Annotated in this window: 21 protein-coding genes; 11 read left to right on the plus strand and 10 right to left on the minus strand. The window is 74.1% G+C overall.

The window, feature by feature from the left end:
* Positions 1-65 precede the first annotated feature (65 nt).
* Positions 66-284: a heavy-metal-associated domain-containing protein gene (locus tag ACBI99_RS27750; RefSeq protein WP_375073856.1), complete on the minus strand. Its 219-nt coding sequence runs from the start codon at positions 282-284 to the stop codon at positions 66-68.
* Complete coding sequence (locus ACBI99_RS27755) at positions 281-664, minus strand: nuclear transport factor 2 family protein (protein WP_308125923.1); 384 nt, start codon at positions 662-664, stop codon at positions 281-283. Before ACBI99_RS27755 ends, ACBI99_RS27750 begins: the two co-directional genes overlap by 4 nt.
* A 79-nt stretch (positions 665-743) precedes the next feature.
* On the opposite strand from ACBI99_RS27755, the gene ACBI99_RS27760 reads away from it, so the two are divergent.
* Entirely contained in the window at positions 744-1,346 is a 603-nt protein-coding gene (locus ACBI99_RS27760) for a TetR/AcrR family transcriptional regulator (RefSeq protein WP_375073857.1), read from the plus strand.
* 215 nt (positions 1,347-1,561) lie between these two features.
* Here ACBI99_RS27760 and ACBI99_RS27765 read toward each other — a convergent pair whose 3' ends face one another.
* Together ACBI99_RS27765 and ACBI99_RS27770 are read right to left on the minus strand one after the other, a co-directional pair.
* The gene (locus ACBI99_RS27765; RefSeq protein WP_375073858.1) at positions 1,562-3,874 is read right to left on the minus strand and encodes an FtsX-like permease family protein; all 2,313 of its coding nucleotides are present in this window, start codon (positions 3,872-3,874) and stop codon (positions 1,562-1,564) included.
* Between the two features lie 643 nt (positions 3,875-4,517).
* The gene (locus ACBI99_RS27770) at positions 4,518-5,210 is read right to left on the minus strand and encodes an ABC transporter ATP-binding protein (protein WP_375073859.1); all 693 of its coding nucleotides are present in this window, start codon (positions 5,208-5,210) and stop codon (positions 4,518-4,520) included.
* A gap of 289 nt (positions 5,211-5,499) precedes the next feature.
* On the opposite strand from ACBI99_RS27770, the gene ACBI99_RS27775 reads away from it, so the two are divergent.
* Both ACBI99_RS27775 and ACBI99_RS27780 read left to right on the plus strand, forming a co-directional pair.
* The gene (locus tag ACBI99_RS27775; RefSeq protein WP_375073860.1) at positions 5,500-6,402 is read left to right on the plus strand and encodes a sensor histidine kinase; all 903 of its coding nucleotides are present in this window, start codon (positions 5,500-5,502) and stop codon (positions 6,400-6,402) included.
* Positions 6,399-7,085, plus strand: coding sequence for a response regulator transcription factor (locus ACBI99_RS27780; RefSeq protein ID WP_219508626.1), 687 nt, complete (start codon positions 6,399-6,401; stop codon positions 7,083-7,085). The genes ACBI99_RS27775 and ACBI99_RS27780 overlap by 4 nt, the downstream gene beginning before the upstream one ends.
* 398 nt (positions 7,086-7,483) lie before the next feature.
* On the opposite strand, the gene ACBI99_RS27785 is transcribed toward ACBI99_RS27780, so the two are convergent.
* From ACBI99_RS27785 to cseB, 3 genes are all read right to left on the minus strand, one after another.
* The gene (locus ACBI99_RS27785) at positions 7,484-8,317 is read right to left on the minus strand and encodes a D-alanyl-D-alanine carboxypeptidase family protein (RefSeq protein ID WP_375073861.1); all 834 of its coding nucleotides are present in this window, start codon (positions 8,315-8,317) and stop codon (positions 7,484-7,486) included.
* Positions 8,318-8,413: 96 nt separating this feature from the next.
* The gene (locus ACBI99_RS27790) at positions 8,414-9,649 is read right to left on the minus strand and encodes a HAMP domain-containing sensor histidine kinase (protein ID WP_357593941.1); all 1,236 of its coding nucleotides are present in this window, start codon (positions 9,647-9,649) and stop codon (positions 8,414-8,416) included.
* Positions 9,646-10,329 carry a two-component system response regulator CseB gene (gene cseB / locus ACBI99_RS27795; RefSeq protein WP_375073862.1) on the minus strand — a complete coding sequence of 228 codons (684 nt, stop codon included), beginning with the start codon at positions 10,327-10,329 and terminating at the stop codon, positions 9,646-9,648. The genes ACBI99_RS27790 and cseB overlap by 4 nt, the downstream gene beginning before the upstream one ends.
* A 144-nt stretch (positions 10,330-10,473) precedes the next feature.
* Here cseB and ACBI99_RS27800 point away from each other — a divergent pair, with 144 nt between their 5' ends.
* Positions 10,474-10,920 (plus strand): CBS domain-containing protein, encoded by a 447-nt coding sequence (locus tag ACBI99_RS27800; protein WP_357593937.1) that lies wholly within the window; start codon positions 10,474-10,476, stop codon positions 10,918-10,920.
* Positions 10,917-12,203: an ArsB/NhaD family transporter gene (locus ACBI99_RS27805; protein WP_375073863.1), complete on the plus strand. Its 1,287-nt coding sequence runs from the start codon at positions 10,917-10,919 to the stop codon at positions 12,201-12,203. Before ACBI99_RS27800 ends, ACBI99_RS27805 begins: the two co-directional genes overlap by 4 nt.
* A 14-nt stretch (positions 12,204-12,217) precedes the next feature.
* On the opposite strand, the gene ACBI99_RS27810 is transcribed toward ACBI99_RS27805, so the two are convergent.
* Positions 12,218-13,606 carry a family 2B encapsulin nanocompartment shell protein gene (locus ACBI99_RS27810; RefSeq protein ID WP_357593315.1) on the minus strand — a complete coding sequence of 463 codons (1,389 nt, stop codon included), beginning with the start codon at positions 13,604-13,606 and terminating at the stop codon, positions 12,218-12,220.
* 111 nt (positions 13,607-13,717) lie between these two features.
* Positions 13,718-14,524 (minus strand): class I SAM-dependent methyltransferase, encoded by an 807-nt coding sequence (locus ACBI99_RS27815; RefSeq protein WP_357593317.1) that lies wholly within the window; start codon positions 14,522-14,524, stop codon positions 13,718-13,720.
* Positions 14,525-14,719: 195 nt separating this feature from the next.
* Here ACBI99_RS27815 and ACBI99_RS27820 point away from each other — a divergent pair, with 195 nt between their 5' ends.
* The 4 genes from ACBI99_RS27820 to ACBI99_RS27835 all read left to right on the plus strand — a co-directional run bounded on the left by ACBI99_RS27820 (position 14,720) and on the right by ACBI99_RS27835 (position 18,883).
* Positions 14,720-15,322: a DNA starvation/stationary phase protection protein gene (locus ACBI99_RS27820; RefSeq protein ID WP_357593319.1), complete on the plus strand. Its 603-nt coding sequence runs from the start codon at positions 14,720-14,722 to the stop codon at positions 15,320-15,322.
* A 5-nt stretch (positions 15,323-15,327) separates the two neighbouring features.
* Positions 15,328-16,440, plus strand: a complete 1,113-nt coding sequence (locus ACBI99_RS27825) for a PP2C family protein-serine/threonine phosphatase (RefSeq protein ID WP_357593321.1) — start codon at positions 15,328-15,330, stop codon at positions 16,438-16,440.
* Positions 16,441-16,523: 83 nt separating this feature from the next.
* Positions 16,524-17,279 (plus strand): ABC transporter ATP-binding protein, encoded by a 756-nt coding sequence (locus ACBI99_RS27830; RefSeq protein WP_375073864.1) that lies wholly within the window; start codon positions 16,524-16,526, stop codon positions 17,277-17,279.
* Entirely contained in the window at positions 17,276-18,883 is a 1,608-nt protein-coding gene (locus tag ACBI99_RS27835; protein ID WP_357593323.1) for a hypothetical protein, read from the plus strand. Before ACBI99_RS27830 ends, ACBI99_RS27835 begins: the two co-directional genes overlap by 4 nt.
* Positions 18,884-18,898: 15 nt before the next feature.
* Here ACBI99_RS27835 and aceE read toward each other — a convergent pair whose 3' ends face one another.
* Positions 18,899-21,349: a pyruvate dehydrogenase (acetyl-transferring), homodimeric type gene (gene aceE / locus ACBI99_RS27840; protein ID WP_375073865.1), complete on the minus strand. Its 2,451-nt coding sequence runs from the start codon at positions 21,347-21,349 to the stop codon at positions 18,899-18,901.
* An 18-nt stretch (positions 21,350-21,367) separates the two neighbouring features.
* Here aceE and ACBI99_RS27845 point away from each other — a divergent pair, with 18 nt between their 5' ends.
* Together ACBI99_RS27845 and ACBI99_RS27850 are read left to right on the plus strand one after the other, a co-directional pair.
* Entirely contained in the window at positions 21,368-22,012 is a 645-nt protein-coding gene (locus ACBI99_RS27845) for a GntR family transcriptional regulator (RefSeq protein ID WP_375073866.1), read from the plus strand.
* Between the two features lie 29 nt (positions 22,013-22,041).
* Complete coding sequence (locus ACBI99_RS27850) at positions 22,042-22,842, plus strand: SDR family oxidoreductase (protein ID WP_219508637.1); 801 nt, start codon at positions 22,042-22,044, stop codon at positions 22,840-22,842.
* Positions 22,843-22,866: the final 24 nt, after the last annotated feature.

A 22,866-nucleotide genomic window follows, 5' to 3' on the forward strand; every position in this document is an offset into this window, starting at 1 on the left:
GCCGGGTGCCGGTCTGTGCCGTACGTCCCGGCCGGTCACCTCGGGTGCGCCTTTCCGGGCGTCTGTTACTGGGCCTCGGTGTCCAGGAGTTCGTAGCCGGCCTCCTCGACGGCGGCGCGCACCTCCTCGACGTCCAGGGGGCGGTCGCTGGTCACGGTCATCGTGTCGTGCTCCACGTCCACGGCGACGGCGGTGACCCCGGCGACGCGCTCCACCTCCTCGGTGACGGCGTCCGCGCAGTGCCCGCACGCCATCCCGGCCACGGTGTACGTGCCGGCGATCATGCGGACTCCTTGACGGTGCGGGTGAAGGAGTTGCCCTCGCGCAGGCGGCCGTCGGGCGCGAACCGGCCGAAGAAGTGCACCTCGATGGCCAGGTCCTTGCCGCGGTTGTGCACGTACAGGGTGTAGCGGGCGGCGAGCCGGTCGCCGTCGGCCAGCGCGTCGTGCACCTCGATGCGGCTGGTGGGCCGGTTCTTGCGGACCGGGCGGGTGTGCGCGATGAGCTTGCCGCGGTCCATGCGGTTGCCGTCGGCGTACTGGACGACGTCCGGCGTGTGATAGCGGTCGACGATCACGGCCGCGTCCTCGTCGGTGGAGACGAGGTCGTCGTGGAAGGAGGAGTAGAAGTCGGTGATGAACTGCGCGGGATCGGTGGTGATCACGGTCTTCCTTCGCCAACGGTACGATCTCTTACGCGTTGTAAGATATGCGTGGCCCGACAATTTTGACAAGGTGTAAGAGATGACTCCGAACCGCCGTGCCGACGCCCAGCGCAGCCGGGCCGCCGTCCTGGACGCCGCTGTGCGCCTGCTCGGCACCCGGCCCGACGCCAGCGTCGAAGCCATCGCCACGGCCGCCGGCGTCACCCGCCAGACCGTCTACGCCCACTTCCCCAACCGGGACCGGCTGCTCGCGGCCGTCGTCGACCGGCTCACCGAAGAGACCGCCGCCGCCATGGACGCGACCGGCCCCGACACCGGCCCGGCCGCCGCCGCGCTGCTGCGCCTGCTCGACGCCGGCGCCGAGACCGCCGGGCGCTACCCCGCCCTGCTGGAGAAGATCAGCTCCGTGGCCGTGCCCCCGCAGGACGACCACGAACGCCACACCCTCATCAGCGACCGCCTCCTGCGGGTCATCCGGCGCGGCCAGGACAGCGGCGAGTTCGACGACCGGCTCCCGGCCGCCTGGCTGGCCACCGTCACCATCAAGCTCGCCCACGCCGCCGCCGAGGAGACCGCCGCAGGCCGCCTGCCCCGAGCCGAAGCCACCCGCGCGTTCCACACCACCCTCCTGCGCGCCCTCGCCGCCCCACCCCCACTCCCCGAACCCGGCAGGACCACATAGGGCGACCACCCGGCCGGCTCGACGCCGCAGTCCCGCGCTTGGGAAGCCGCACGTCGTACGCGCCCGTACACGTGAAACAACCTCACCGGCGAGAACGGCCCCTGCCGTACGGGCTTCTGCGGCTCGCCCCGCGCCGAACGCGCCGATGCCGGCGTTGCGCAGGGGGCCGCTCGGCGTGTAGGCGTGAGTGGGCCGTCTTTTCCTGATCACTGCGGTCACTCGTTGTGCAGGACGGTGGCGATAGTCTGGCGGGCCGCCGAGCGGGCAGGGAGCAGGGCGCCGAGGACGGCGATCACCACGCCCGACAGCGCCGCCCCCGCGAGCTGCGGCACGTCCCAGACGTTCTTCATGGCCTCGGGGAACACGACGGTGCCCACGTTGTCGACGATCAGGCGGTGCGCGGCGATCCCGCCGGGGATGCCGAGCAGGCCGCCCGCCACGCCCAGCGCCGCCATCGACGTCACCATCATGATCGTGACCTGGCGGGGCGTCATCCCGATGGACTTGAGCATGCCCAGGTCGCGGCGGCGTTCGCGGGCGTTGAGCAGGACGGTGTTGAACACGCCGAGCGACGCCACGACGATCAGCAGCGTGGTGAAGACGGAGGCGACCGCGACGACGGTCGCGGTGGCGCGGGTGTCGGGGCGGGCGACGGACGGGTGGAGGCCGGGGTCGGCCGCCCTGACCGCGGCGGCGTAGGCGTCGGCGTCGGCCCCTGGGGTGAGCAGCACCTCGTAGTGATCGGCGCCGGTGCCCGGGGCGAGCGCGGTCAGCGTCTCCCAGGTGGACCAGAGGAAGCGCGGGTCGCCGTTCATGATCTGGCCGACGATGGCGGCGGGGACCCGTCTGCCGTCGAGCTCCAGCGTGATCCGGTCGCCGACGGCCAGGCCGCGCTGCGCCAGGAACGCCGGCGGGGCGGCGATCTCGCCGGGTGCGGCCGGCCAGCGTCCCTCGACGATCTGGGTGGCCATCGCCGGTGGGTCGCCGCGCTGGAAGTTCACGGCGCTGCGCTGCGCGTGCCCGGTCAGGTGCACGTCGACGAACACCTTCGCCGTCACGCGCGACGCGCCCGGCAGCGACCTCAGCAGCGCCTCGATCCGCTCGTCGTCGAGCTCGGGCGCCACCTGCTGGAACGCCGGCTGGCCCGCCCGCACGCCGACCCGCGGGACCGCGCCGGCGTCCGCCTCGGCGAAGGCCACCATCGTGCTGGTCAGGCCGGTGGTGAGGGTGACGGTGACGACCCCGAGGATGATCGCCGCCATCGTCATCGCGGTCCGGCCCGGGCGGGCGAACGGCTGACCCAGGCCCAGGCTGACGGCGCGGGGCAGCCGGGTGCCGCCGAGCAGCCGCTGGACGCGCAGCCCGCGGCCCCGTAGCGGCGCGCTGCCCGCGCCGCCCGCGCTGATCGCCCGCGCGGCCGGCAGCCGGTGCGCGCGCAGCGCCGGCACCAGCGCGGCCAGTACGACGACGAGCGGCATGCCGGCCAAGCAGACGGCGGACACCCACGGGCTGATCCCGATGCCGGCGCTGCCGCGCTCGACCCCCTGGAAGGCGGTGTCCAGCACGGGCCCGGCCAGTGCGTTGCCCAGCAGCGTGCCCGCGACGCACCCGGCGGCGCCCGGCAGCGACACCATCGCCAGATAGACGGCGACAACCTGGTTGGGGGTGAACCCGATGGCCTTCAGCACGCCGATGTGGCGCGAGCCCGACACCACGGCGCCGCTGACCACGTTGGCCACCATGAGGACGGCGACCAGCAGGCCGAGCACGCCGAACAGCGTCATCAGCGGCAGATAGGCGCTGGCGGCGCTGGAGAAGGCGCGGCGCAGCGAGAGATGGGACTGCGCGACCGTCAGCGCGCCCCCGGGCAGCCCGGCGGTGGCCGCGTCTAGCCCGGCGCGTACGGCCTGCTCGGTGGAGGCGTCGCCGGTGAAGCGGTAGAGCATCTGCACGCCGGTCGGGCGCAGCGCGGCGGCCTGGGCGGGCGTGACCCAGGCGTCGGCCGACTGGCTCATGCCGGAGGCGACCCCGACGACCGTCAACGGCGGCAGTCCCGGCGCGCGGAGCCGCGCCCCCAGCATGCCGGGGCGGAGCAGGCCGTCGGCGTCGCGCAGGTTGAGGACGATCTCGCCGGGCGCGGTGGCCCAGCGCCCGTGCAGCGGATGGACGCGATCCACCGGGCCGCCCGGATCGGCCCGGCCCACCAGCTTGAGCGGGCCCTCCGCCTCGGGGATGTCGGTGGTCCTGGGGAAGTCGGCGACGACCTGCTCGAACGGGCCCGCCGCAGCCTCGACGCCGGGCCGCCCGGCGGTCGCCGCCAGCGCCTCCTTCGACACCTTGGCAGCGTCGAAGGAGGCGACCACGTGAGCGCCGCGCTGCCCGGCGAACGCCCGGTCGAACGGAGAGGTGGTGGCGTCGAGCAGGCCCAGGGTGAGCATGATCGTCGTGGTGCCGCACAGGACGACCAAGCCGGTGATGACCGTCTGCAGCCTCCGCCGCCGCACCGCCGCCCGCGCCACCCGCCACACCGCCCCCGCCCCCGCCCCGGCCCCAGCTCGGGCTCGGGCTCCTGCCCCGGCCGCAGCTCGGGCTCCGGCCCCCGCTCGGGCCCCGGCCCCGGCCCCAGCTTGCGCCTCGGCCACAGCCCCAGCTTGCGCCCCGGCTCCAGCCTGAGCCCCAACTCCAGCTCCTGCCCCGGCTCTGGTCGCAGCCCCAGCTCGCGCTCCGGCCCCTGCCCCGGCTCCGGCTTCCGCCCGCCGCCCGCCTCGGTGCCCGGACCGGTGCTCGGACGGGCGCTCGGTGGAATGCCCGGACTGGTGCCCGGTGGGGTACTCGGAGGGGGATTCTGCGAGGTGCTGTGAGCGGGGTTCGGTGGGATGCCCGGCGGGGTGATCAGACGGCGGGGCTGAGGGTTGCCCGGCGGGGTGCTCGGATGGCGGGGCTGAGGGGTCCTCGGCGGCGTGCTTGGGCGGCGGGGCTGAGGGGTCCTCGGCGGCGTGCTTGGGCGGCGGGGCTGAGGGGTCCCCGGCGGGGTGCCCGGTGGGGTGTTCGGACAGCGGCTCGGCTGGGGGTTCGGGGGTGCCTGGGGTGGGGGTCACTGCGCACGTCCCGGCGTGCTCGCTTCGGTGCTGCGCATCCCGGGCCTGCAGGCATGTTGCACGCTCGATGTGCTCATTCGGTGTGCTCCAGGGTGTTCTCGCGGGCCACCCGGCCGTCGGCGAGCTCGATGAGGCGGGTGGCGCAGCGGGTGGCCAGGTGGGGGTCGTGGGTGACGAGCAGCAGGGTCTGGCCGATCTGGTTGAGGTCGATGAGCAGGTCCATCACCTGTTCGCCGAAGCGGCTGTCGAGTGCGCCGGTCGGCTCGTCGGCCAGGAGCAGCGCCGGGCGGTTCATCAAGGCGCGCGCCACCGCGACCCGCTGGCGTTCGCCGCCGCTGAGCACCGCGGGGTAGGCGTCCTTGCGGCCCGCGATGCCGAGCTCGTCCAGCAGCTCCAGCGCACGCCGTCGCGCCTGGCGGGCCGGGATGCCGGTGAGCTGGGCCGGCAGTGCCACGTTGTCCAGTGCCGGCAGGTCGTCGACCAGGTTGAAGAACTGGAAGATCATCCCGATGTGCCGTCGCCGGAACAGCGCCAGCCCCGTCTCGTCCAATCGGCTCAGATCCTGGCCCGCGACCACGACCGAGCCGCCGGTCGGGCGGTCCAGGCCCGCGATCAGGTTGAGCAGGGTCGACTTGCCGCACCCCGACGGGCCCATCACCGCGACGGCCTCGCCCGCGCCGATGCGCAGGGACACGCCGTCCAGCGCCGAGGTCTCGCCGTAGTCCTTGCGCACGCCGTCCAGCCGCACGATGTCTTCTTGGCTCACGCGCAGCACGCTAGGCCAGCACCCGATCGGCCCACATCGGTCCGGGGACCGATCTCGCCCGGCCCTGTCGTACCGGGGGCTTACGGGATGGGCCTGGGAGGGCGGGTGCTCGAGGGCGTACGGGATGGGCCTGGGGCGGGTGCTCGGCGTGTCCGGGGCATGTGGGGCTGATGCGCGTCGTGTCCGGAGTGTGCGGATGGCCGGACGGCGGTGGGGGTCGTACCGGGGGCGTACGGGATCGGTCCGGAGACTGATGCGGGCCTCGGGGGCGGTCTGGGAGAGTGGTGGCGTGTGGTCGTACGTCGCGCTGGGGGTGGCCTGCGCCGTCGCCTCGGGGCTGGCCGTGGCGCTGGTGAGGGCGCGGCGCCTGCACCGTAAGGCGCTGGAGGAGCGCGGCTGGCTGCTGGAGCGCGAGCGTGAGAGCGCCGCCCGCACCGCCGTCGACGCCGAGCGCGCCCGCATCGCCCGCGAGCTGCACGACATCGTCAGCCACAACGTCAGCCTCATGGTGGTGCAGGCGGCCGCCGCTCGTGAGGTGCTGCCCACGATGCCGGGTGAGGCGGAGGCCGCGTTGAAGGCCGTCGAGGGAGCAGGGCGCGACGCGATGACCGAGCTGCGCCACCTGCTGGGGGTGCTCGCGCCGTCGCAGAGCGGCGACGACGAGCCGTACGGGGGCGGCGAGCCGTACGGGGGCGGCGAGCCGTACGGGGGCGACCTGGCGCCGCAGCCGAGCCTGAGCCGGTTGGGGCCGCTGATCGACCGGATCGCCTTCGCGGGGCTGCCCGTCGACGTGCGGATCTCGGGGGAGCCGCGGCCGCTGCCGGCCGGGATCGACGTCACCGCGTACCGGATCGTGCAGGAGGCGCTCACCAACGCGCTCAAGCACGGCAGCGGTGTGACGGCGCAGGTCACGGTGCGGTACGCCGACCGTTCGCTGCGGGTGGAGGTCCTCAACACCGGGCCCAGCGTGCTGACCTCCGCCGATCGACCGTCCGGGACCGGCCATCAGGAAGGGGCTGGTCATCAGGAAGGGGCCGGCCGGTACCGAGAAGCTGGTCGCCAGGAGGGGGCTGGGCGCGGTTTGCTCGGGTTGCGGGAGCGGGTCGCCGTCTATGGCGGCGATCTCGACGCCAGGAGACGGCTGGGCGGCGGCTATCGCGTCCGGGCTCGCATCCCGCTGGACGGCACATGACGGCGTACGAAGAGCCGCGGGTGCTCATCGCCGACGATCAGGCGCTGGTGCGCAGCGGGTTCCGGCTGATCCTCACCACCCGGGGCATCCCCGTGGCCGGGGAGGCAGCCGACGGGGCCGAAGCGGTCGCCGCCGCGCGGGAGCTGCGTCCCGACGTCGTCCTGATGGACATCCGCATGCCCACCATGGACGGGCTCGAGGCCGCCGGTCACATCCTGCGGGAGCTCCCCGGCTGCCGGGTGATCATGCTGACCACGTTCGACCTCGACCGGTACGTCTACGCCGCCCTCCAGCTCGGCGCCAGCGGCTTCCTGCTCAAGGACGTGACCGCCGAGCACCTGGCCGCCGCGGTGCGCCTGGTCGGCACCGGCGACGCCCTTCTGGCGCCGTCGATCACCCGGCGGCTGGTGGAGCGGTTCGCCGCCGGTGACCGTCAGCCGGCCCGCGCGCCCGCCCCGCACCGTGACCTCGCCGCCCTGACACCCCGGGAGCTCGAGGTGCTGACGCTCGTCGGGCAGGGCCTGTCCAACGCGGAGCTGGCCGGTGTGCTCACGTTGAGCGAGTCGACCGTCAAGACCCATGTCGGCCGCATCTTCACGAAGCTCGGCCTGCGTGACCGTGCCCAGGCCGTCGTTCTCGCGTACGAGACGGGGCTCGTCTCCCCGGGAGATTCCTCGTACTGAGGAGGGAGCCAGCCCGCATGATCGAGCTGCGGGAGCACCGGGAGGTCGCCCGCTGCCGACCTCGGGCGCGACGGATGGCGCCGAGCCCGGGGGCCGGGCGCTGGAGCTCGTGCGGGGCCTGCCGCTGCGGTGCCGGAGGCGGGCGGGCCGGCGCCGCCGTCCGGCGCCTTACGGCTCAGTGTGACCGGAGGAAGCGCGGCAGGGCGTGCCACTGCGGGGGTGCTGCGGCGGGGCCTACAAGCTGACCGGCGGGGCCTACAGGCGGGCCGGCGGGGCCTGCAAGCGGGCCGGCGGGGGCCCCACAGGCGGGCCGGCGGATCCCCACAAGCGGCCTGCGGGCCCTGCAAGCGGCCGGCGGGCCCTGCAAGCGGCCGGCGCCCCCTGGTGCGGGAGGCGGCTCAGCGTGACCGGGTGAGGTGCTGCTCGACCGCCGCCGTCATCCGGCTGCCCGCCTCCAGGGCCGCGGCCTTGGCCGCGACCGGGTTGGTCCCGGCCGCCTGGCCGAGGATGACGCCGAGCACCAGGCGGCCCCGTACCCGGGAGGCCCACATGAGGTTGCCTCCGGCGGCGGTGCCGGAGCCGGTCTTGACGCCGATGACGCCGTGCCTGCCGAGCAGCGTGTTGGTGCTGGGCAGCGTCCGGGCGTCACCGGGGACGGCCGTGCCCGGTGACGCCACGATCGCGCGGAACGCCGGGTCGCGCATCGCCGCCCGGGCGAGCTTGAGCTGGTCGGTGGCGGTGCTGACGGTGGTGTCCTCGTTGCCGCTGGCGCCCGTGTAGGTGGTGTCGGCCATGCCCAGGCGGCGGGCGGCGGCGTTCATCCGCTGGACGAACCGCGCCTCGGAGCCGGCGTCGTGACGGGCCAGGAGGCGGGCCGCGTTGTTGCCCGAGGGCACCAGCATCAGCTCCAGCAGCCGCCGCAGCCGGATCGTCTGACCTTCGCGGACCGGGACGGTCGACTCCTGCGGCGCGTACGCCTTCTCGGCGGCGGTGTGGTCCACCGTGATCGGCGGGCCGTCGTCGCCGGGCCGGAGCGGGTGACGGCGCAGGATCACGTAGGCGGTCATGACCTTGGTGAGGCTGGCGATGGGCACCGGTTCCCGGTCGCCGGTGGCGCCCAGGCTGCCCAGGCCGTCGACCTCGACCGCCGCCTGCCCTTCGGCGGGCCACGGCAGCGCCGCGGCCCCGGACGGAACGGCCGAGCACGCGCTCACCAGCAACAAGACAAGCATGAACGTACGTCGCATGCCGGAAACGGTGCGCCATCGCCGTATCCGTCAGGCCGTGACCGTGTCTCCGCCGCCGCTCGGCCGTGTATCGGCCGTGTATCAGCCTGCCGGCCCGCGGGGGAGGCGCAGCACGGCCACGGCGCCGTCCGGCGTGTTGGCCAGGGACAGCTCGGCGCCGATGACCCGGGCCTGGCCCAGCGCGATCGTCAGCCCGAGGCCGTGGCCGTGGCCGCGTTCGGCGGCGCCGGTGCGGAAGCGTTCCGGCCCGCCGTCCAGGAGCTCCGCGGGGAAGCCCGGCCCCCGGTCGCGGACCTCGATCACATGGCCGCCGGTCGTGACGCCGATCGTGATCTCGACCGGCGGGGCGCCGTGGCGGTGGGCGTTGAGCACGAGGTTGGCGAGGATCCGATCCAGGCGGCGCGGGTCCGTCTCGGCCACCGGGTTCCCGCCGGCGATCACCCGCGCCTCGACGCCCAGCCGGGCCGCCGACTCCTCGGCCAGCTCGGCCAGCGGCACCCGGGCCCGCTCGGCGACCTCGGCGCCCGCGTCCAGCCGGGAGACCTCCAGCAGGTCCTCCACCAGCTTGCGCAGCACCCGCACCCGGTCGCGTACCAGGTCGGCCGCCTCGCCCTCCTCCAGCAGCTCGACGACGGCGACCAGCCCCATCAGCGGGGTGCGCAGGTCGTGGGCGACGTCGGCGGTGAACCGCTGCTCGGCCAGCAGCCGGTGCTGGAGCGCGGCCGCCATGGAGTCGACGGCGGCGGCGATGTCGGTGATCTCGTCCCGGCCGCGCCAGCGCGCCCGGTGCGGCGGTGCGGGGCGGGTGCGGGCGTCGAGGTCGCCGGCGGCGATCCTGCGGGCGGTACGGGCGACGCGGCGCAGCCGCCGGTTGGCCAGCTCGGCCAGGCCCGCCGAGACCGGCACCACCACGGCGAGCGCGGTCAGCGCGGCCTTGGCCATGTCGCGGTCGAGCGCGTGCAGCCGGAGCAGCTGCGAGCCCATCGAGATTTGCACGCTGACCGCGTGCCGGCCGTCGCCGTACGGCTGGGCGGCCCACATCCACGGCTCGTCGCGGTGGTCAAGGCCGTACCCGACGGCCGGGCGGCCGGGCCGCAGCCGGGCCGCCAGGTCGCCGGGCAGTTCGGCGAGGGCGACCACGCCGGGCCGGCCGGAGGCGAGGGACTTCTCCAGGGCCTCCAGGGCCTGGGTCTCGCCGGTGTCGAGGGCGCGCTGCCAGGTGGCCTGGTGCACGAGGAGCCCGACCATGGCGGCGGCGACGGCGGCGGCGAGCGTGACGAGGGCGGCGATCTTCCACCGCAGCGAGGCCGGGTTCACGTGGTGGTCAGCTTGTAGCCGAACCCGCGCACGGTCTCGATGCGGCCGGCGCCGATCTTCTTGCGCAGCCGCTGCACGCAGAGGTCGACGACGCGGCTGTCGCCGTCCCACCCGTAGTCCCAGACCGTGCGCAGCAGCGTGGCGCGTTCGAGCACGATGCCGGGGTGGGCGGCGAACTCCAGCAGCAGCCGCAGCTCGGTCGGCGTCAGCTCGACGCGCCGCCCGGCCCGCCGCACCTCCAGCGCCCCGGTGTCGACGCTCAGCTCGCCGAACGTGAGCACCGCGCCCGCCTGCCCGGACGCGGGGGAGGGCTGGGCGACGGCGGCGCGGCGCAGCAGGGAGCGGATCCTGGCCACCAGCACCGGCAGGTCGACCGGTTTGACCACGTAGTCGTCGGCGCCGCCCTCCAGCCCGGCGACGACGTCCAGGCCGTCGCCGCGGGCCGACAGCAGCAGGACGGGCACCTGGCTGCTCTCCCGGACCCTGCGGCACAGGCTGATCCCGTCCAGGCCGGGCAGCATCACGTCCAGCAGCAGCAGGTCGTGGCCGCCCGCCAGCGCCGCCTCCAGCCCCGCGAGGCCGTCGGCGGCGGTGGACACCCGGTAGCCGTAGCGCTCCAGGGCCCGGCCGACCGAGGTGCGGATCACCGCGTCATCTTCGACGAGCAGCAGGGATGTCATGAGATGAACAATATTGAGCGAAATGCGGTGATACGTGCCTGGTGTGATCTGCTGCTCACCCCGGGACGGATGATACCGTCATGGTCAGGTGAGCCGGGAAGTCTGGTCGGCACGTCCCATCCCCGTCGAACGAAGGATGTGCGCGTGCGCGCCCGAGACCTCCTAGCCGACTTCCCCGTCGTCGGCCCCGACACCCCCGTGCTCGAAGCCGCGAGACTGCTGGCCGAGCAGGACCTGCCCGGACTCATCGTCACCGGCGCCGACCGCGCGCCGCTCACGATCCTGCCCGGCGCCGAGGTGCTGCGCCTGGCCGTGCCGGGCTACTGCCAGGACGACCCGGCGCTGGCCCGCGTGGTGGACGAGGAGCACGCCGACGCGTTCCTGGACCGGCTCGACGGCCGCACGGTGCGCGAGGCGCTGCCGTCCGGCCGGTGGCGCGAGCTGCCGATCACCGACGAGGACGCCACCGTGCTGGAGCTGGCCGCGCTGATGGCGCGCACCCGCAGCCCGCTGGTCGCCGTCGTCCGCGACGGCCGCCTGCTGGGTGCGGTCACGCTCCAGGCGCTGCTCGACCGGGCGCTCGGCGCATGACGGCGCTCGCCTGGGTGAGCGTGGCGGTGTTCCTTGTCGCGTACGCGTTGATCGCGTCGGAGAAGGTGCATCGGGTGGCGGCGGCGCTGGGTGGGGCGGGGATCATGTTGTTGATCCATGCCACGGGTGCGGAGGCGGCGTTCTTTTCGGAGCATTCCGGGATCGACTGGAATGTGATTTTTCTGCTGCTGGGCATGATGATCATTGTGGGGGTGCTGAAGGAGACGGGGGTTTTCGAGTATCTGGCGATCTGGGCGGCCAAGCGGGCGCGGGGGCGGCCGTTTCGGTTGATGGTGTTGCTGGTGTTGATCACGGCGCTGGCGTCGGCGTTGCTGGACAATGTGACGACGGTGTTGCTGATCGCGCCGGTGACGTTTCTGGTGTGTGAGCGGCTGGCGGTTTCTGCGGTGCCGTTTTTGATCGCGGAGGCGATGGCGTCCAACATCGGTGGTGCGGCGACGTTGGTGGGTGATCCGCCGAACATCATCATCGCCAGCCGGGGCGGGTTGAGTTTCAACGACTTCCTGGTCCACATGGCGCCGATGGTGGTCGTGTTGATGGTGGTGTTCGTCGGCCTGTGCTGGCTGATGTTCGGGCGGACGTTCCGTCATGATCCGGAGCGGGCGGCGGCGGTGATGGCGCTGGACGAGAACGAGGCGATCGGTGACCGGCGGCTGCTGTGGCAGTCGCTCACCGTGCTGGGCCTGGTCATGGCGGCGTTCGTGCTGCATCCGGTGCTGCACTACGAGCCCTCGATCGTCGCCCTGCTGGGCGCGGGCGTCCTCGTCGCCGCCACCAAGATCACGACTGAGCAGGCCATCGCCGAGGTGGAATGGCCGACGCTGGTGTTCTTCGCCGGGCTGTTCGTCATGGTGGGGGCCCTGGTCGAGACCGGCGTCATCGCGCAGCTGTCCGAGGCCGCCGTGGACGCCACCGCCGGGCAGCTGGAGCTGGCCACGATGGGCCTGCTGGGCGCGTCCGCCGTGCTGTCGGCCATCGTCGACAACATCCCGTACGTCGCCACCATGAGCCCCATCGTCGCCGAGCTGGTCCAGGCCGGCGACGGGCCGACGCAGGTGCTGTGGTGGGCGCTGGCCTTCGGCGCCGACCTCGGCGGCAACGCCACCGCCGTCGGCGCGGCGGCCAACGTCGTCGTCCTCGGCATCGCCGCCCGCAACGGCACGCCGATCAGCTTCTGGCAGTTCACCAAGTACGGCCTGATCACGGCCACGGTGACCGTCGCGCTCGTCGCGCCGTACCTGTGGCTGCGCTACCTGGCGTGAGGCGGCCCGCCCGGCTAGGGCCGGGCGGCGGCGGCCAGGTCGGCGTCCTCCAGGATCCCGCAGGCGTCGGGCACCAGGACGGCCACCGAATAGTAGGCGCTGACCAGGTACGACATGATCGCCTGGGAGTCGACGCCCATGAACCGGACGTTCAGGCCGGGCTCGTGCTCCTCCGGCAGGCCCACCTGGTGCAGGCCCACGACCCCCTGGTCGTCCTCGCCGGTGCGCATCGCCACGATCGAGCTGGTGCCGCGCTCGCTGACCGGGATCTTGTCGCACGGGAAGATCGGGATCCCGCGCCAGGAGGGCACCGCGTGGCCGTCGACGTCGGCGCTGTCCGGCACCAGGCCGCGCCTGTTGCACTCGCGCAGGAACGCCGCGATCGCCCGCGGGTGGGCGAGCAGCAGGCGCGTCCTGCGGCGCATGCTGATCAGGTCGTCCAGGTCGTCGGGCGTGGGCGGCCCCGACCGCGGCCGGATCCGCTGGCCGTAGTCGGTGGCGTGCAGCAGCCCGAAGTCGCGGTTGTTGAGCAGCTCCCACTCCTGGCGCTCGCGGACCTCCTGCACGGTCAGCCGGAGCTGCTCCTGGAACTGGTTCATCGGCCCGTTGTAGAGGTCGGCGACCCGGGTGTGCACGCGCAGGACCGTCTGCGACACGCTCAGCTCGTACTCGCGCGGGCGCAGCTCGTAGTCGACGAACGTGCCGCCGAGCACCGGCTCGCCGGTGTGCCCGGCGGCGATGTCGAGCGCCGCCTCGCCGCGCCGGTTGACCGGCCTGCCGGCGAGCTCCGCGAACCGTTCGACGTGCTCGCGCAGCGCCGCCGACCGGCCGGCGATCCGCCGCAGGTCGGTCTTCCGCGACACCAGGATCGTGCTCGCCGTGGCCGCCCGGATCGTGTACGGCCAGCGCGCGTCGTCCTGGCTGAGCAGCTCGTCGCCGAACTGGTCGCCGTCGCCGATCACGCCACGGTGCTGCGCGGAGCCGTACGGGCCGGTGGAGAGCCGGTCCAGGCGGCCGTGCGCGATCACGTAGAGCTCGCTGACGGGCGTGCCCGCCTCGACGACGACCTCGCCGGGCCGTACGTCGCGCTGCCGGAACGTCGCGGCGATCGTGTCCAGCACGCCGGTGTCGGCGAAGCCGCGCAGCACCGGGATCTCCGTCAGCGTCTCGGGGACGATCCGTACGTCGTCGGCGCCGGTGTGCGTGATGCCCACGCGCCCGCGCCCGACGGCGTGCGTCAGCCGGCGGTTGACCCGGTACGTGCCGCCTGCCACGTCGACCCACGGCAACCGGCGCAGCAGCCAGCGGGACGTGATCGCCCGCATCTGCGGACGGGTCTTGGTGGTCGTGGCCAGGTTGCGCGCGGCCTGGGTGTCCAGGCTCAGCCGCGGCTCCGTGGTCATGGTTCCTCGCAATCACCGATCCGGACCGTTCGCTCACTGAACGTAATCATCTCGCCACTCTCTGTAGAGTGGCGTGGCGGCGAGGGAATGCTGGCGGCCCGCAACGACGATCTAGCGTCTGGCCGCCCACACCGTCCGGGTGGTGCGCACCTCCAGGTCGTCGCGCTCGCCGATGCCGTCGAGCAGGGCGTCGAGCGCGGCGAGGGAGGCGGCGTCGAGCGTGCCGTCGAGGCCGTGGCGCATGCGCCGCAGCGACCGTTCGGCGTAGCGGCCGGCCGAGGCGGGCAGCGGGTGCGTCAGCCGCACGTCGAAGACCCGTTCCGCCTCGACGGTGAAGCCGGCCGAGGCCAGGCGCGGCCCCCAGTCGTCGCCGAAGTGCGGCAGCGCTTCGGCCCGGCGCCGGTCCAGGATCGCATGGCAGCGCTCCTCCAGGCCGGCGTGCTCCTGGGGCAGGAAGCGCGGGAAGCCGGCCGTCTCCGCGGCGACCAGCAGCCCGCCGGGCCGCAGCGCGGCATGCGCCTCGGCCAGGACGCGGCCGGGGTCGGCCAGGTGGTGCAGGGACGCCGACGCCCACACCAGGTCGACCTCGCCGACCGGCGGCCAGCCCGTGTCGAGGTCCGCCTGAAGGGTGCGGACCCGGCTCGCCAGCCCGCGCTCGCGGGCCCGCCCCTCCAGGTGGCGCAGCATCGGCTCCGACTGGTCCAGCGCGATAGCCTCGGCGTCGCCGAAGCGCTCCAGCAGGGCGAACGTGCCGGTGCCGGTGCCGCTGCCCAGGTCGAGCAGGCGGTGCGGCGGCCGGTCGGCGGTCAGGTCGCGGACCCAGGCGGTCACGTCGGACAGGTAGGAGTGCAGGACCTCGCCGTCGAGGTCGAGGATCTCGGCCAGCGAGTGGTCGTCGTGGTGGTGATGGTTCGCCATGCCGCCGACTTTAGGCAATGCTTGCGTGTGCGGCATACGGTCTTGCGTAGGAAGCAAGAAAGAGGCGTTCGCCCAGGCCGACGGCGCAGCAATCTGCGGCCTTCGGGGTGATTCTTGCCCCGATGCGCGGATGGTGCTGGCGCTCGCTTGGGACGGCACCGGGAACCTCCCCGTTACGTGACGAAGGAGGACGCCTTGGCCGGCAAACGCACGTCCAGGAACGGCAGGAAGGCCGACAGCCAGCCGTGGCCGCACCTGAACGGGGTGCAGATCCAGGAGTACGGCACGGTCCGGATGTTCCCGCTGGGCCTGTCGTACGAGGCCCGCATGTACTCGTGCCAGCGCCTCAACCAGATCCTGGCCGACACCCAGATCCTGTACGCCCTGTACAAGAAGCACCACTGGCTGATGCGCGGCCCCACCTTCTACCAGCTCCACCTGCTGCTGGACAAGCACGCCGAGGAGCAGAACAAGCTCGTCGACCTGATCGCCGAACGGGTGCAGACGCTCGGCGGCGTGGCCGTCGGCGACCCGCGCCACGTCGCCGAGATCACCGTGGTGCCGCGCCCGCCGGACGGCGCCGAAGAGGTGCCCGCGATGCTGACGCGCCTGATCGAGGCGCACGAGACGATCCTCGTCGCCGCCCACGACGCCGCCGCCCGGACGGCCGAGATGGGCGACGACGGCACCAACGACCTGCTGGTCTCCGACGTCATCCGCACCGGCGAGCTGCAGACCTGGTTCCTGATCGAGCATCTGGTCGACACCCCGCTGGTCGAGCCGCCGCCGGGAGACTGACGCGGGTGAGCGCGGACCTCCCGGACCGGCTCGCCCGGCACGCCGCGCCGGCCGGGTTCACCGGCGCGGCCATCTACGTGGCGGACCCGTGGCAGCGCTTCCTCGTGCCGCTGCCGGGCCAGCGGGACGCCTCGGGGGCGGTGCTGGAGCCGCTGGGCGTCGACGACAGCGTGGCGGGCCTGGCCTTCCGCGGCATGGAGCTGGTCCGGTCGGGCGCCTCGGCGGCCGGGGAGCAGGTGTGGGCGCCGCTGCTCGACGGCACGCAGCGGATCGGCGTGCTCGGCCTGACCGTGCCGCTGTTCGACGCCGCCGCCGAACGGCGCGTCCGGCGGCTGGCTGCCCTGCTCGCCACGCTGGTGGCGGGCAGGCGGCAGCCCGGCGGCCACCAGGAGTGGCGCCCGCTGCCGGTCCGGGCCTTCGCCGGCGAGCGGGTGCTGGTCAGCGCGGCGCTGGAGCCGGCCTACGTGGTCGGCGGCGACGCCTTCGACCAGGCGGTCACCGGCGACGTCCTGCATCTGGCGATCTTCGACGCGATGGGGCACGACACCTCCGCCGGCCTGACGGCGGCGATCGCCATGGGCTGCTACCGCGACACCCGCCGCCGCGGCGCCGACCTGTGCGCCGCCGCCGAGGCGATCGACGCGGCGATCGCCGACCGGTTCGCCCGCACCCGGTTCGCCACCGGCGTGCTGGCCGCCCTCGACACCGCGACCGGCGAGCTGACCTGGGTCAACCGCGGCCACCACCCGCCGATGGTGCTGCGCCGCGGCCGGGTCGCGGCCACGCTGGAGACGCTGCCCGACCCGCCGATGGGCTTCCGGCTGGGCGCCGAGGCGGGCCCGTCACGCTTCAGGCTCGAACCCGGCGACCGGCTCGTCCTCTACACCGACGGCGTCGTCGAGGCCAAGAGCCCCGCCGGGGAGCCGTACGGGCTGGAGCGTTTCACCGAGTTCATCCTCCGCCGCGAGGCCGACGGCGTGAGCGCCCCCGAGACGCTGCGCCGCCTGATCCGGGCGATCCTCGACCACCAGGACGGCCACCTCCAGGACGACGCCACCGTCCTGCTGGTCGAATGGCGGACGCTGCCGCGTCGCCACCCACGCCGCGAACGCCACTAAGTGGAACGGCACGTGCCGTGTTGACACTCTGCCCGGCATCCGCCCAGAATGAGCCAGCTCTCCCGAGATTCAGGAAGAAGGCCGTGTTCGATTCCCCCGTTCCCGCCGTCGAGGTGGCGGACCTCACCCAGCGCTTCGGGTCCGCGGTCGCCGTCGACCGGCTCAGCCTGAGCGTCCCGCCCGGGATGTTCTACGGCGTCGTCGGCCCGAACGGCGCCGGCAAGACCACCACCCTCATGGCCGTGTGCGGCCTGCGCGAGCCGACGTCCGGCACGATCAGGATCGCCGGCCACGACCTGCGCACCGCGCGCGAGGCCGCCCTCGCCCAGCTCGGCGTCATGATGGACGGGCTGTCCCTGCCCGAGCGGCTGACCGGCGCCGAGGTCCTGCGCTACAGCGCCGGGCTGCGCGGCCTGGACGACGGCTGGCAGGCCCGCGCGGGCGACCTGCTGGAGATCCTCGGCCTGGACGCGGTCCCGCGCACGCTGATCGTGGAGTACTCCACCGGCATGCGCAAGAAGATCAATCTCGCGCTCGCGATGCTGCACCGGCCCCGCGTCCTCGTGCTGGACGAGCCGTTCGAAGCCATCGACCCGGTCTCGGCCCACTCCATCGAGCAGGTGCTCAAGCAGTACGTCGAGGGGGGCGGCACCGTGCTCCTGTCGAGCCACATCATGGACTTCGTCGAACGCAACTGCCGCCGGGTGGCCGTGGTCGCCGGTGGGCGGGTGCTGGTCGAAGGGCCGACCGAGGAGGTGGCTGCCGGCTCGACGCTGAACGAGCGCTTCATCGAGCTGGTCGGCGCCGACCCGGTGCGCCCGCTGGAGTGGCTGCGATGACGGGCGCCCTGTTCGCGCTCAAGCTGCGCCTGCTGCGCAACGGCCCGCACAACGAGCGGGCCTTCGGCCTGGTCACCGGCCTGGTCCTGGCCGCCCTGGTGGTCGCGGGCTCGGCGCCGGCCGCCCGTGGCGTGATCCACGAGGGCTGGGTCGCGGTGGCGCTCACCGTGTGGGGCGGCATGTGGGTGTTCGGGCCGCTGGCCCAGCCGCGCCACGACCCCTCGGTCATCTCGCGCGAGTGGCTGCGCGGCTATCCGCTGCGGCCCGGGCGGCTGGCGCGCGCGCTGTCCTGGACGGAACTGCTCGGCGTCGGGCCGCTGATCACCCTGGCGTGCCTGGCGTCCCTGGTGGTGCTGGCGGCGCCGGGCGGCCCCGCGGCGGCGGCGATCGCCGCGCTGGCCGCCGCCGCCCAGCTCTACCTGCTGATCTGGGCGGGCAAGACGGTGGCGGCGCTGGCCGCCTGGCTGCTGCAGACCCGGGCCGGGATGACCCTGGCGGCGCTGCAGACCGCGATCATGCTCGCGCTGTCGTTCGCCGGATGGGTGCCGATCGCCGCCTGGCTGCTGCCGCGGCTCGGTGAGGGGGACACCGCGCTCGTCATCCCCACGTTCGGGCATCTGCCCGCGCCCGTGATCGACGCGCTCACCGCCCTGCCCACCGGCTGGGGTTACGGCGTGGCGGTCGCCGTGCGTGACGGCGCCGGCTTCGGCGAGGTCGCGGCGCCGCTGGCGGGGCTGCTGGCCTGGGGCGTCCTGCTGCAGGCGGGCTGGATCGCGCTGACGGCGCGGGCGCTGCGCCGGCCGCCCCGCCGGGCGGTCCCGCGACGGCCGGCCGTGCCGGGCCGCCCGCTGCCGCTGCCCGGCACCAGCCCGCAGGTGGCGGCGGTCGTCTCGCGGGAGCTGGCCACCTGGCTGCGCGACCCGGCGCGCGGGGTGGAGCTGCGCAGCGCCTGGCTGACACCGCTGCTGATGGCGGCCGTCATCGCGCTCACCGACTGGAGCTGGGCCCTGCCCCTGGTGGGGCCCGCGGCGGCGGTGTTCGGCGCGATGGTCGCGATCAACACCTACGCCCTGGACGGCACGGCCCTGTGGCAGCTCCTCACCACCCCGGGCGCGCTCCGGGCGGACGTGCGCGGGCGCATGGCGGCCTGGGCGCTGCTGTTCGGCGTCCCGTCGGTGGCGCTGGCGGCCGTGCTGTGGGCCGTGACCGGCTCGCCCCTGGGCGGTGCCGCGCTCGGCGGCGCCGTCACGGCCGCCGCCGCCGGCTGCGCGGCGGCGCCGCTGCTCGCGCTCGTGATGCCGGCCGTGGGCGCCGACGCCCGCGATCGCGTCCACCCCGGCCAGCAGGCGGGCGATCCGACCGGCGGCCAGATGACGATCTTCCCGGTGGTCCTGGCGGCCGCCGCCGTGCCCGGCGTCGCCGGCGCGCTCGCCGGCGGCCCGGGGTGGGTGGCCGCCGCCGTCCTCCTGGCCGGTGCTCTCCTCTACGCCACCCCGGTGCTCACCGTGCGCCTGCTCCACCGGCGCGGCCCCGGCCTCCTGGACGCGATGGCCTCGCGCGACGCCGCCGTGCTCCGCCCGGCCGCACTCAAGGCCGAGCGGTAGCGGCGGCCGGGCTCGTCACTGGACGGCCTTGATCACCGCGTCCGCGATGGCGCGCGGGCTCACCCCGAAGTGCTCCCGCGCCGCCTCCCGCGTGTCGGACAGGCCGAAGCCGTCGGTGCCGAGCGACGTCCACGGGCGGCCGATCCACGGGTGGATCTGGTCCGGCACCGCCCGCATCCAGTCGCTCACCGCGATCACCGGCCCCTGCGTGTCCGCCATCGCCCGCTGCAGATACGGCACGCCGTCGGCGGCCATCGCGTCGCGCCGCAGCTCGCTCCAGGAGGTCACCGACCACACGTCCACGCCCAGCCCGTACTCCTCCTTCAGCAGCCGCTGCGCCTCCAGCGCCCAGTGGATCGCGGTGCCGCTGGCCAGCAGGTGGGCCCGCCCGCCGCCCTCGGAGCAGCGGTAGAGGCCCCTGAGGATGCCCTCCTCGACGCCCTCCGGCATCGCCGGCTGGGGCAGCGGCTCGTTGTAGAGCGTGAGGTAGTAGAACACGTCCTCGCCCGCCGGCCCGTACATCCTGCGCAGCCCCTCCCGGACGATCACGGCCACCTCGTAGCCGAACGCCGGGTCGTAGGCCAGGCACGCCGGGTTGGCCGAGGCGAGCAGCTGCGAGTGGCCGTCGGCGTGCTGCAGCCCCTCGCCCGTCATCGTGGTGCGCCCGGCCGTCGCGCCGACGAGGAAGCCGCGGCCGAGCTGGTCGGCCAGCGCCCACATCTGGTCGCCGGTCCGCTGCCAGCCGAACATCGAGTAGAAGATGTAGAACGGGATCATCGCCTCGCCGTGGGTGGCGTAGCTGGAGGCCGCGGCGGTGAACGACGCCATCGACCCGGCCTCGGTGATGCCCTCGATGAGGATCTGCCCGTCGACCGCCTCCTTGTAGGCCAGCAGCAGCTCCCGGTCGACCGCGTCGTAGCGCTGGCCGAGCGGCGAGTAGATCTTCGCGGTGGGGAAGAGCGACTCCATGCCGAACGTCCTGGCTTCGTCGGGCACGATCGGCACCCACCGGCGGCCGGTCTCCGGGTCCTTCATCAGCTCCTTGACCAGGCGCACGAACGCCATCGTGGTGGCGATCCGCCCGCCCCCCTTGGCCGCCGCCTGGAAGGGCCGCTCCGCGGGCGGGGGCAGCGGCGCGTACGAGACGGTCCGGCGCGGGATCGGGCCGCCGAGCGCGGCCCGCCGCTCGGCCAGGTAGCGCGCCTCCGCCGAGCCGGGGCCGGGGTGCAGGTACGGCGGCAGGTCGCCGCTCAGCGCCTCGTCCGGGACGGGCAGGCCGAGCCGGTCGCGCATGGCGGCGAACTCGTCCTGGGTGAGCTTCTTCATCTGGTGGTTGGCGTTGCGCGCCTCGACCCCGGCGCCGAGCGTCCAGCCCTTCACCGTCTTCACCAGCACCACCGTGGGCGCGCCCCGGTGGTCGAGCGCCGCCCGGTAGGCGGCGTGCACCTTGCGCGGCTCGTGCCCGGCCCGCGACCCGCCGACGATCGCGCGCAACTGGTCGTCGCTGTAGGGCGCGGCGACGGCCTCCAGCCCGGCGAACAGGCTCTGCCTGATGTACGCGCCGCTCGAGGCCGCGTACGTCTGGAACTGGCCGTCCGGCACGGCGGAGAGCCTGGCCACCAGCTCGTCCGAGCCGAGCAGCCCGTCCCAGTCGCGGCCCCACAGCGCCTTGACCACGTGCCAGCCCGCGCCCCTGAACACGCTCTCCAGCTCCTGCACGACGCTGGTGTTGCCGCGTACGGGCCCGTCGAGGCGCTGCAGGTTGCAGTTGACGACGAAGGTGAGGTTGTCCAGCCCCTCGCGGGCGGCCAGGGTGAGCGCGGCGGTGGCCTCCGGCTCGTCCATCTCCCCGTCGCCGAGGAACGCCCACACGTGGCTGCGCGAGGTGTCCTTGATCCCCCGGTGCAGCAGGTAGCGGTTGAACCGCGCCTGGTAGACGGCGTTGAGCGGGCCCAGACCCATCGACACCGTGGGGAACTGCCAGAAGCCGGGCATCGCGCGCGGATGCGGGTAGGAGGGCAGCCCGCCGGCGGTCTCCCGCCTGAACAGGTCGAGCTGCGCCTCGCTCAGCCGCCCCTCCAGGAACGCGCGCGCGTACACGCCGGGGGAGGCGTGGCCCTGGAAGTAGACCTGGTCGTCGGCGCCGTGGAAGAAGTGGTTGAACCCGACCTCGTACAGCCAGGCGGCCGAGGCGTAGGTGGCCATGTGGCCGCCGAGGCCGAGCACGCTGCCCCGGGTGACCATGGCCGCCGCGTTCCACCGGTCGTAGGCGGCGATGCGCTCCTCCAGCTCCAGGTCGCCCGGGTAGGCGGGCTCCTGCGCGGTGGGCACGGTGTTGAGCGGGCGCGTGCCGGTGGCGAGCCTGCGCAGCAGGAACTCGGCGCGCTCGTCACCGGCGGCCCGGCGCACCGCCTCCAGCGACTCCAGCCACTCCGCGGTCTCCTGAGGGTCCAGATCTCTCTCCATGCCTCCATTAAACACCCTATGATCGATCATCCGGTTTATGATGGTCGGATGAATCCGGTCGAACGGTCCCCGCTCCGCGACGAGATCCGCCAGGTGCTGCTGGACGGCCTGATCGACGGCCGGTGGGAGCCCGGCGACCGCATCGTCGAGCGCCGCCTCGCCACCGAGCTCCAGGTCAGCCAGGCCCCGGTCCGCGAGGCGCTGCGCGAGCTGGAGGCGCTGCGGCTGATCGAGACGGTCCCCAACCGGGGCGCCCGCGTGCGCGCGTTCACCGCCGCCGACCTGCGCGAGGTCTACCAGGTCAGGGCCTGCCTGGAGGAGAAGGCCGCCACGCTCGGCCGCCCCGACGCCGACGCGCTGGAGCTCCACCTGGCCCGGCTGCACGAGGCCGCGACCGCCGGCTCGCTCACCGCCCAGGTGCGGCACAGCGTCGCCTTCCACCGCGAGATCGTCGCCGCCTCGGGCAACGCCGTGCTCGTGTCGGTGTGGGAGTCCCTGGGCATCGAGGTGTGGACCCACCTGTCGATCCGCCTGTTCAGGGTGCGGCTGCACGAGAACGCGGCCGACCACGGGCCGATCGTCGAGGCGTTCCGGCGCGGCGACCCGGCCGTGGGCCGCCTGCTGCACGACCACGTCCTCGGCTACGCCCCTCCGCAGCCATAAGCCCCAGCGGAGCGGGCAGGGGCAGCGGCATGGGCAACGGGTACGACAAGGTGGCGATCGTCACGGGGGCCGACTCCGGCATCGGCAGGGCGACCGCCGTGGCACTGGCCGAGCAGGGATTCGACGTGGGCATCACCTATCACGCCGACCGCGACGGCGCCGAGGAGACCGCACGGCAGGTGCGCGAGCTCGGCCGGGCGCCGGCCGTGCGCGGGCACGACCTCACCGATCCGGAACGCGCCGCGGGCGTCGTCGACGAGCTGGCCGACGAGCTCGGCGGGCTCGGCGCGCTGGTCAACAACGCCGGCACCGGCACCGCCGAGCCGCTGCTGGACATGGGGTACGACCGCTGGCGCTCGGTCGTGGCGGTCGACCTCGACGGGCCGTTCCTGTGCGCGCAGCGGGCCGCCCGCCGCATGATCGCCTCCGGCAGGGGCGGGCGCGTCGTCAACGTCACCAGCGTGCACGAGGAGCACCCGCGCGTCGGCGCAGGGCCGTACTGCGCGGCCAAGGGCGGGCTGCGGATGCTCAGCCGGGTGCTGGCCCTGGAGCTGGCCGAGTACGGCATCACGGTCAACACCGTGGCGCCGGGCGAGATCGCCACGCCGATGACCGGGCAGGAGGACCTGCCGCCGCAGCCGGGCACCCGGCCCGGCTACCCGGTGCCGAGGCCGGGCGACGCCCGCGAGGTCGCCGCCGTGATCGCCTTCCTGGTGAGCCCCGGCGCCTCGTACGTGACGGGCGCGAGCGTGTTCGTGGACGGCGGCCTCGGCCTGATGGGACCGCAGGCCGCCGGCGCGCTCGGCTCGGGCGACTGGCGCACGGGCTGAGCACGCGGGCTGACCGCAACAGCA

Origin of the sequence: Nonomuraea sp. ATR24, assembly GCF_041950485.1 — a bacterium.
GTDB lineage: Bacteria > Actinomycetota > Actinomycetes > Streptosporangiales > Streptosporangiaceae > Nonomuraea > Nonomuraea ceibae.

Bases quoted from the DNA above. Each gene is read 5' to 3' on its own strand.
- ACBI99_RS27750 (WP_375073856.1), bottom strand. From the start codon at position 284: ATGATCGCCGGCACGTACACCGTGGCCGGGATGGCGTGCGGGCACTGC.
- ACBI99_RS27760 (WP_375073857.1), top strand. From the start codon at position 744: ATGACTCCGAACCGCCGTGCCGACGCCCAGCGCAGCCGGGCCGCCGTC.
- ACBI99_RS27780 (WP_219508626.1), top strand. From the start codon at position 6,399: ATGACGGCGTACGAAGAGCCGCGGGTGCTCATCGCCGACGATCAGGCG.
- ACBI99_RS27785 (WP_375073861.1), bottom strand. From the start codon at position 8,317: ATGCTTGTCTTGTTGCTGGTGAGCGCGTGCTCGGCCGTTCCGTCCGGG.
- cseB (WP_375073862.1), bottom strand. From the start codon at position 10,329: ATGACATCCCTGCTGCTCGTCGAAGATGACGCGGTGATCCGCACCTCG.
- ACBI99_RS27805 (WP_375073863.1), top strand. From the start codon at position 10,917: ATGACGGCGCTCGCCTGGGTGAGCGTGGCGGTGTTCCTTGTCGCGTAC.
- ACBI99_RS27810 (WP_357593315.1), bottom strand. From the start codon at position 13,606: ATGACCACGGAGCCGCGGCTGAGCCTGGACACCCAGGCCGCGCGCAAC.
- ACBI99_RS27815 (WP_357593317.1), bottom strand. From the start codon at position 14,524: ATGGCGAACCATCACCACCACGACGACCACTCGCTGGCCGAGATCCTC.
- ACBI99_RS27835 (WP_357593323.1), top strand. From the start codon at position 17,276: ATGACGGGCGCCCTGTTCGCGCTCAAGCTGCGCCTGCTGCGCAACGGC.
- aceE (WP_375073865.1), bottom strand. From the start codon at position 21,349: ATGGAGAGAGATCTGGACCCTCAGGAGACCGCGGAGTGGCTGGAGTCG.
- ACBI99_RS27845 (WP_375073866.1), top strand. From the start codon at position 21,368: ATGATCGATCATCCGGTTTATGATGGTCGGATGAATCCGGTCGAACGG.
- ACBI99_RS27850 (WP_219508637.1), top strand. From the start codon at position 22,042: ATGGGCAACGGGTACGACAAGGTGGCGATCGTCACGGGGGCCGACTCC.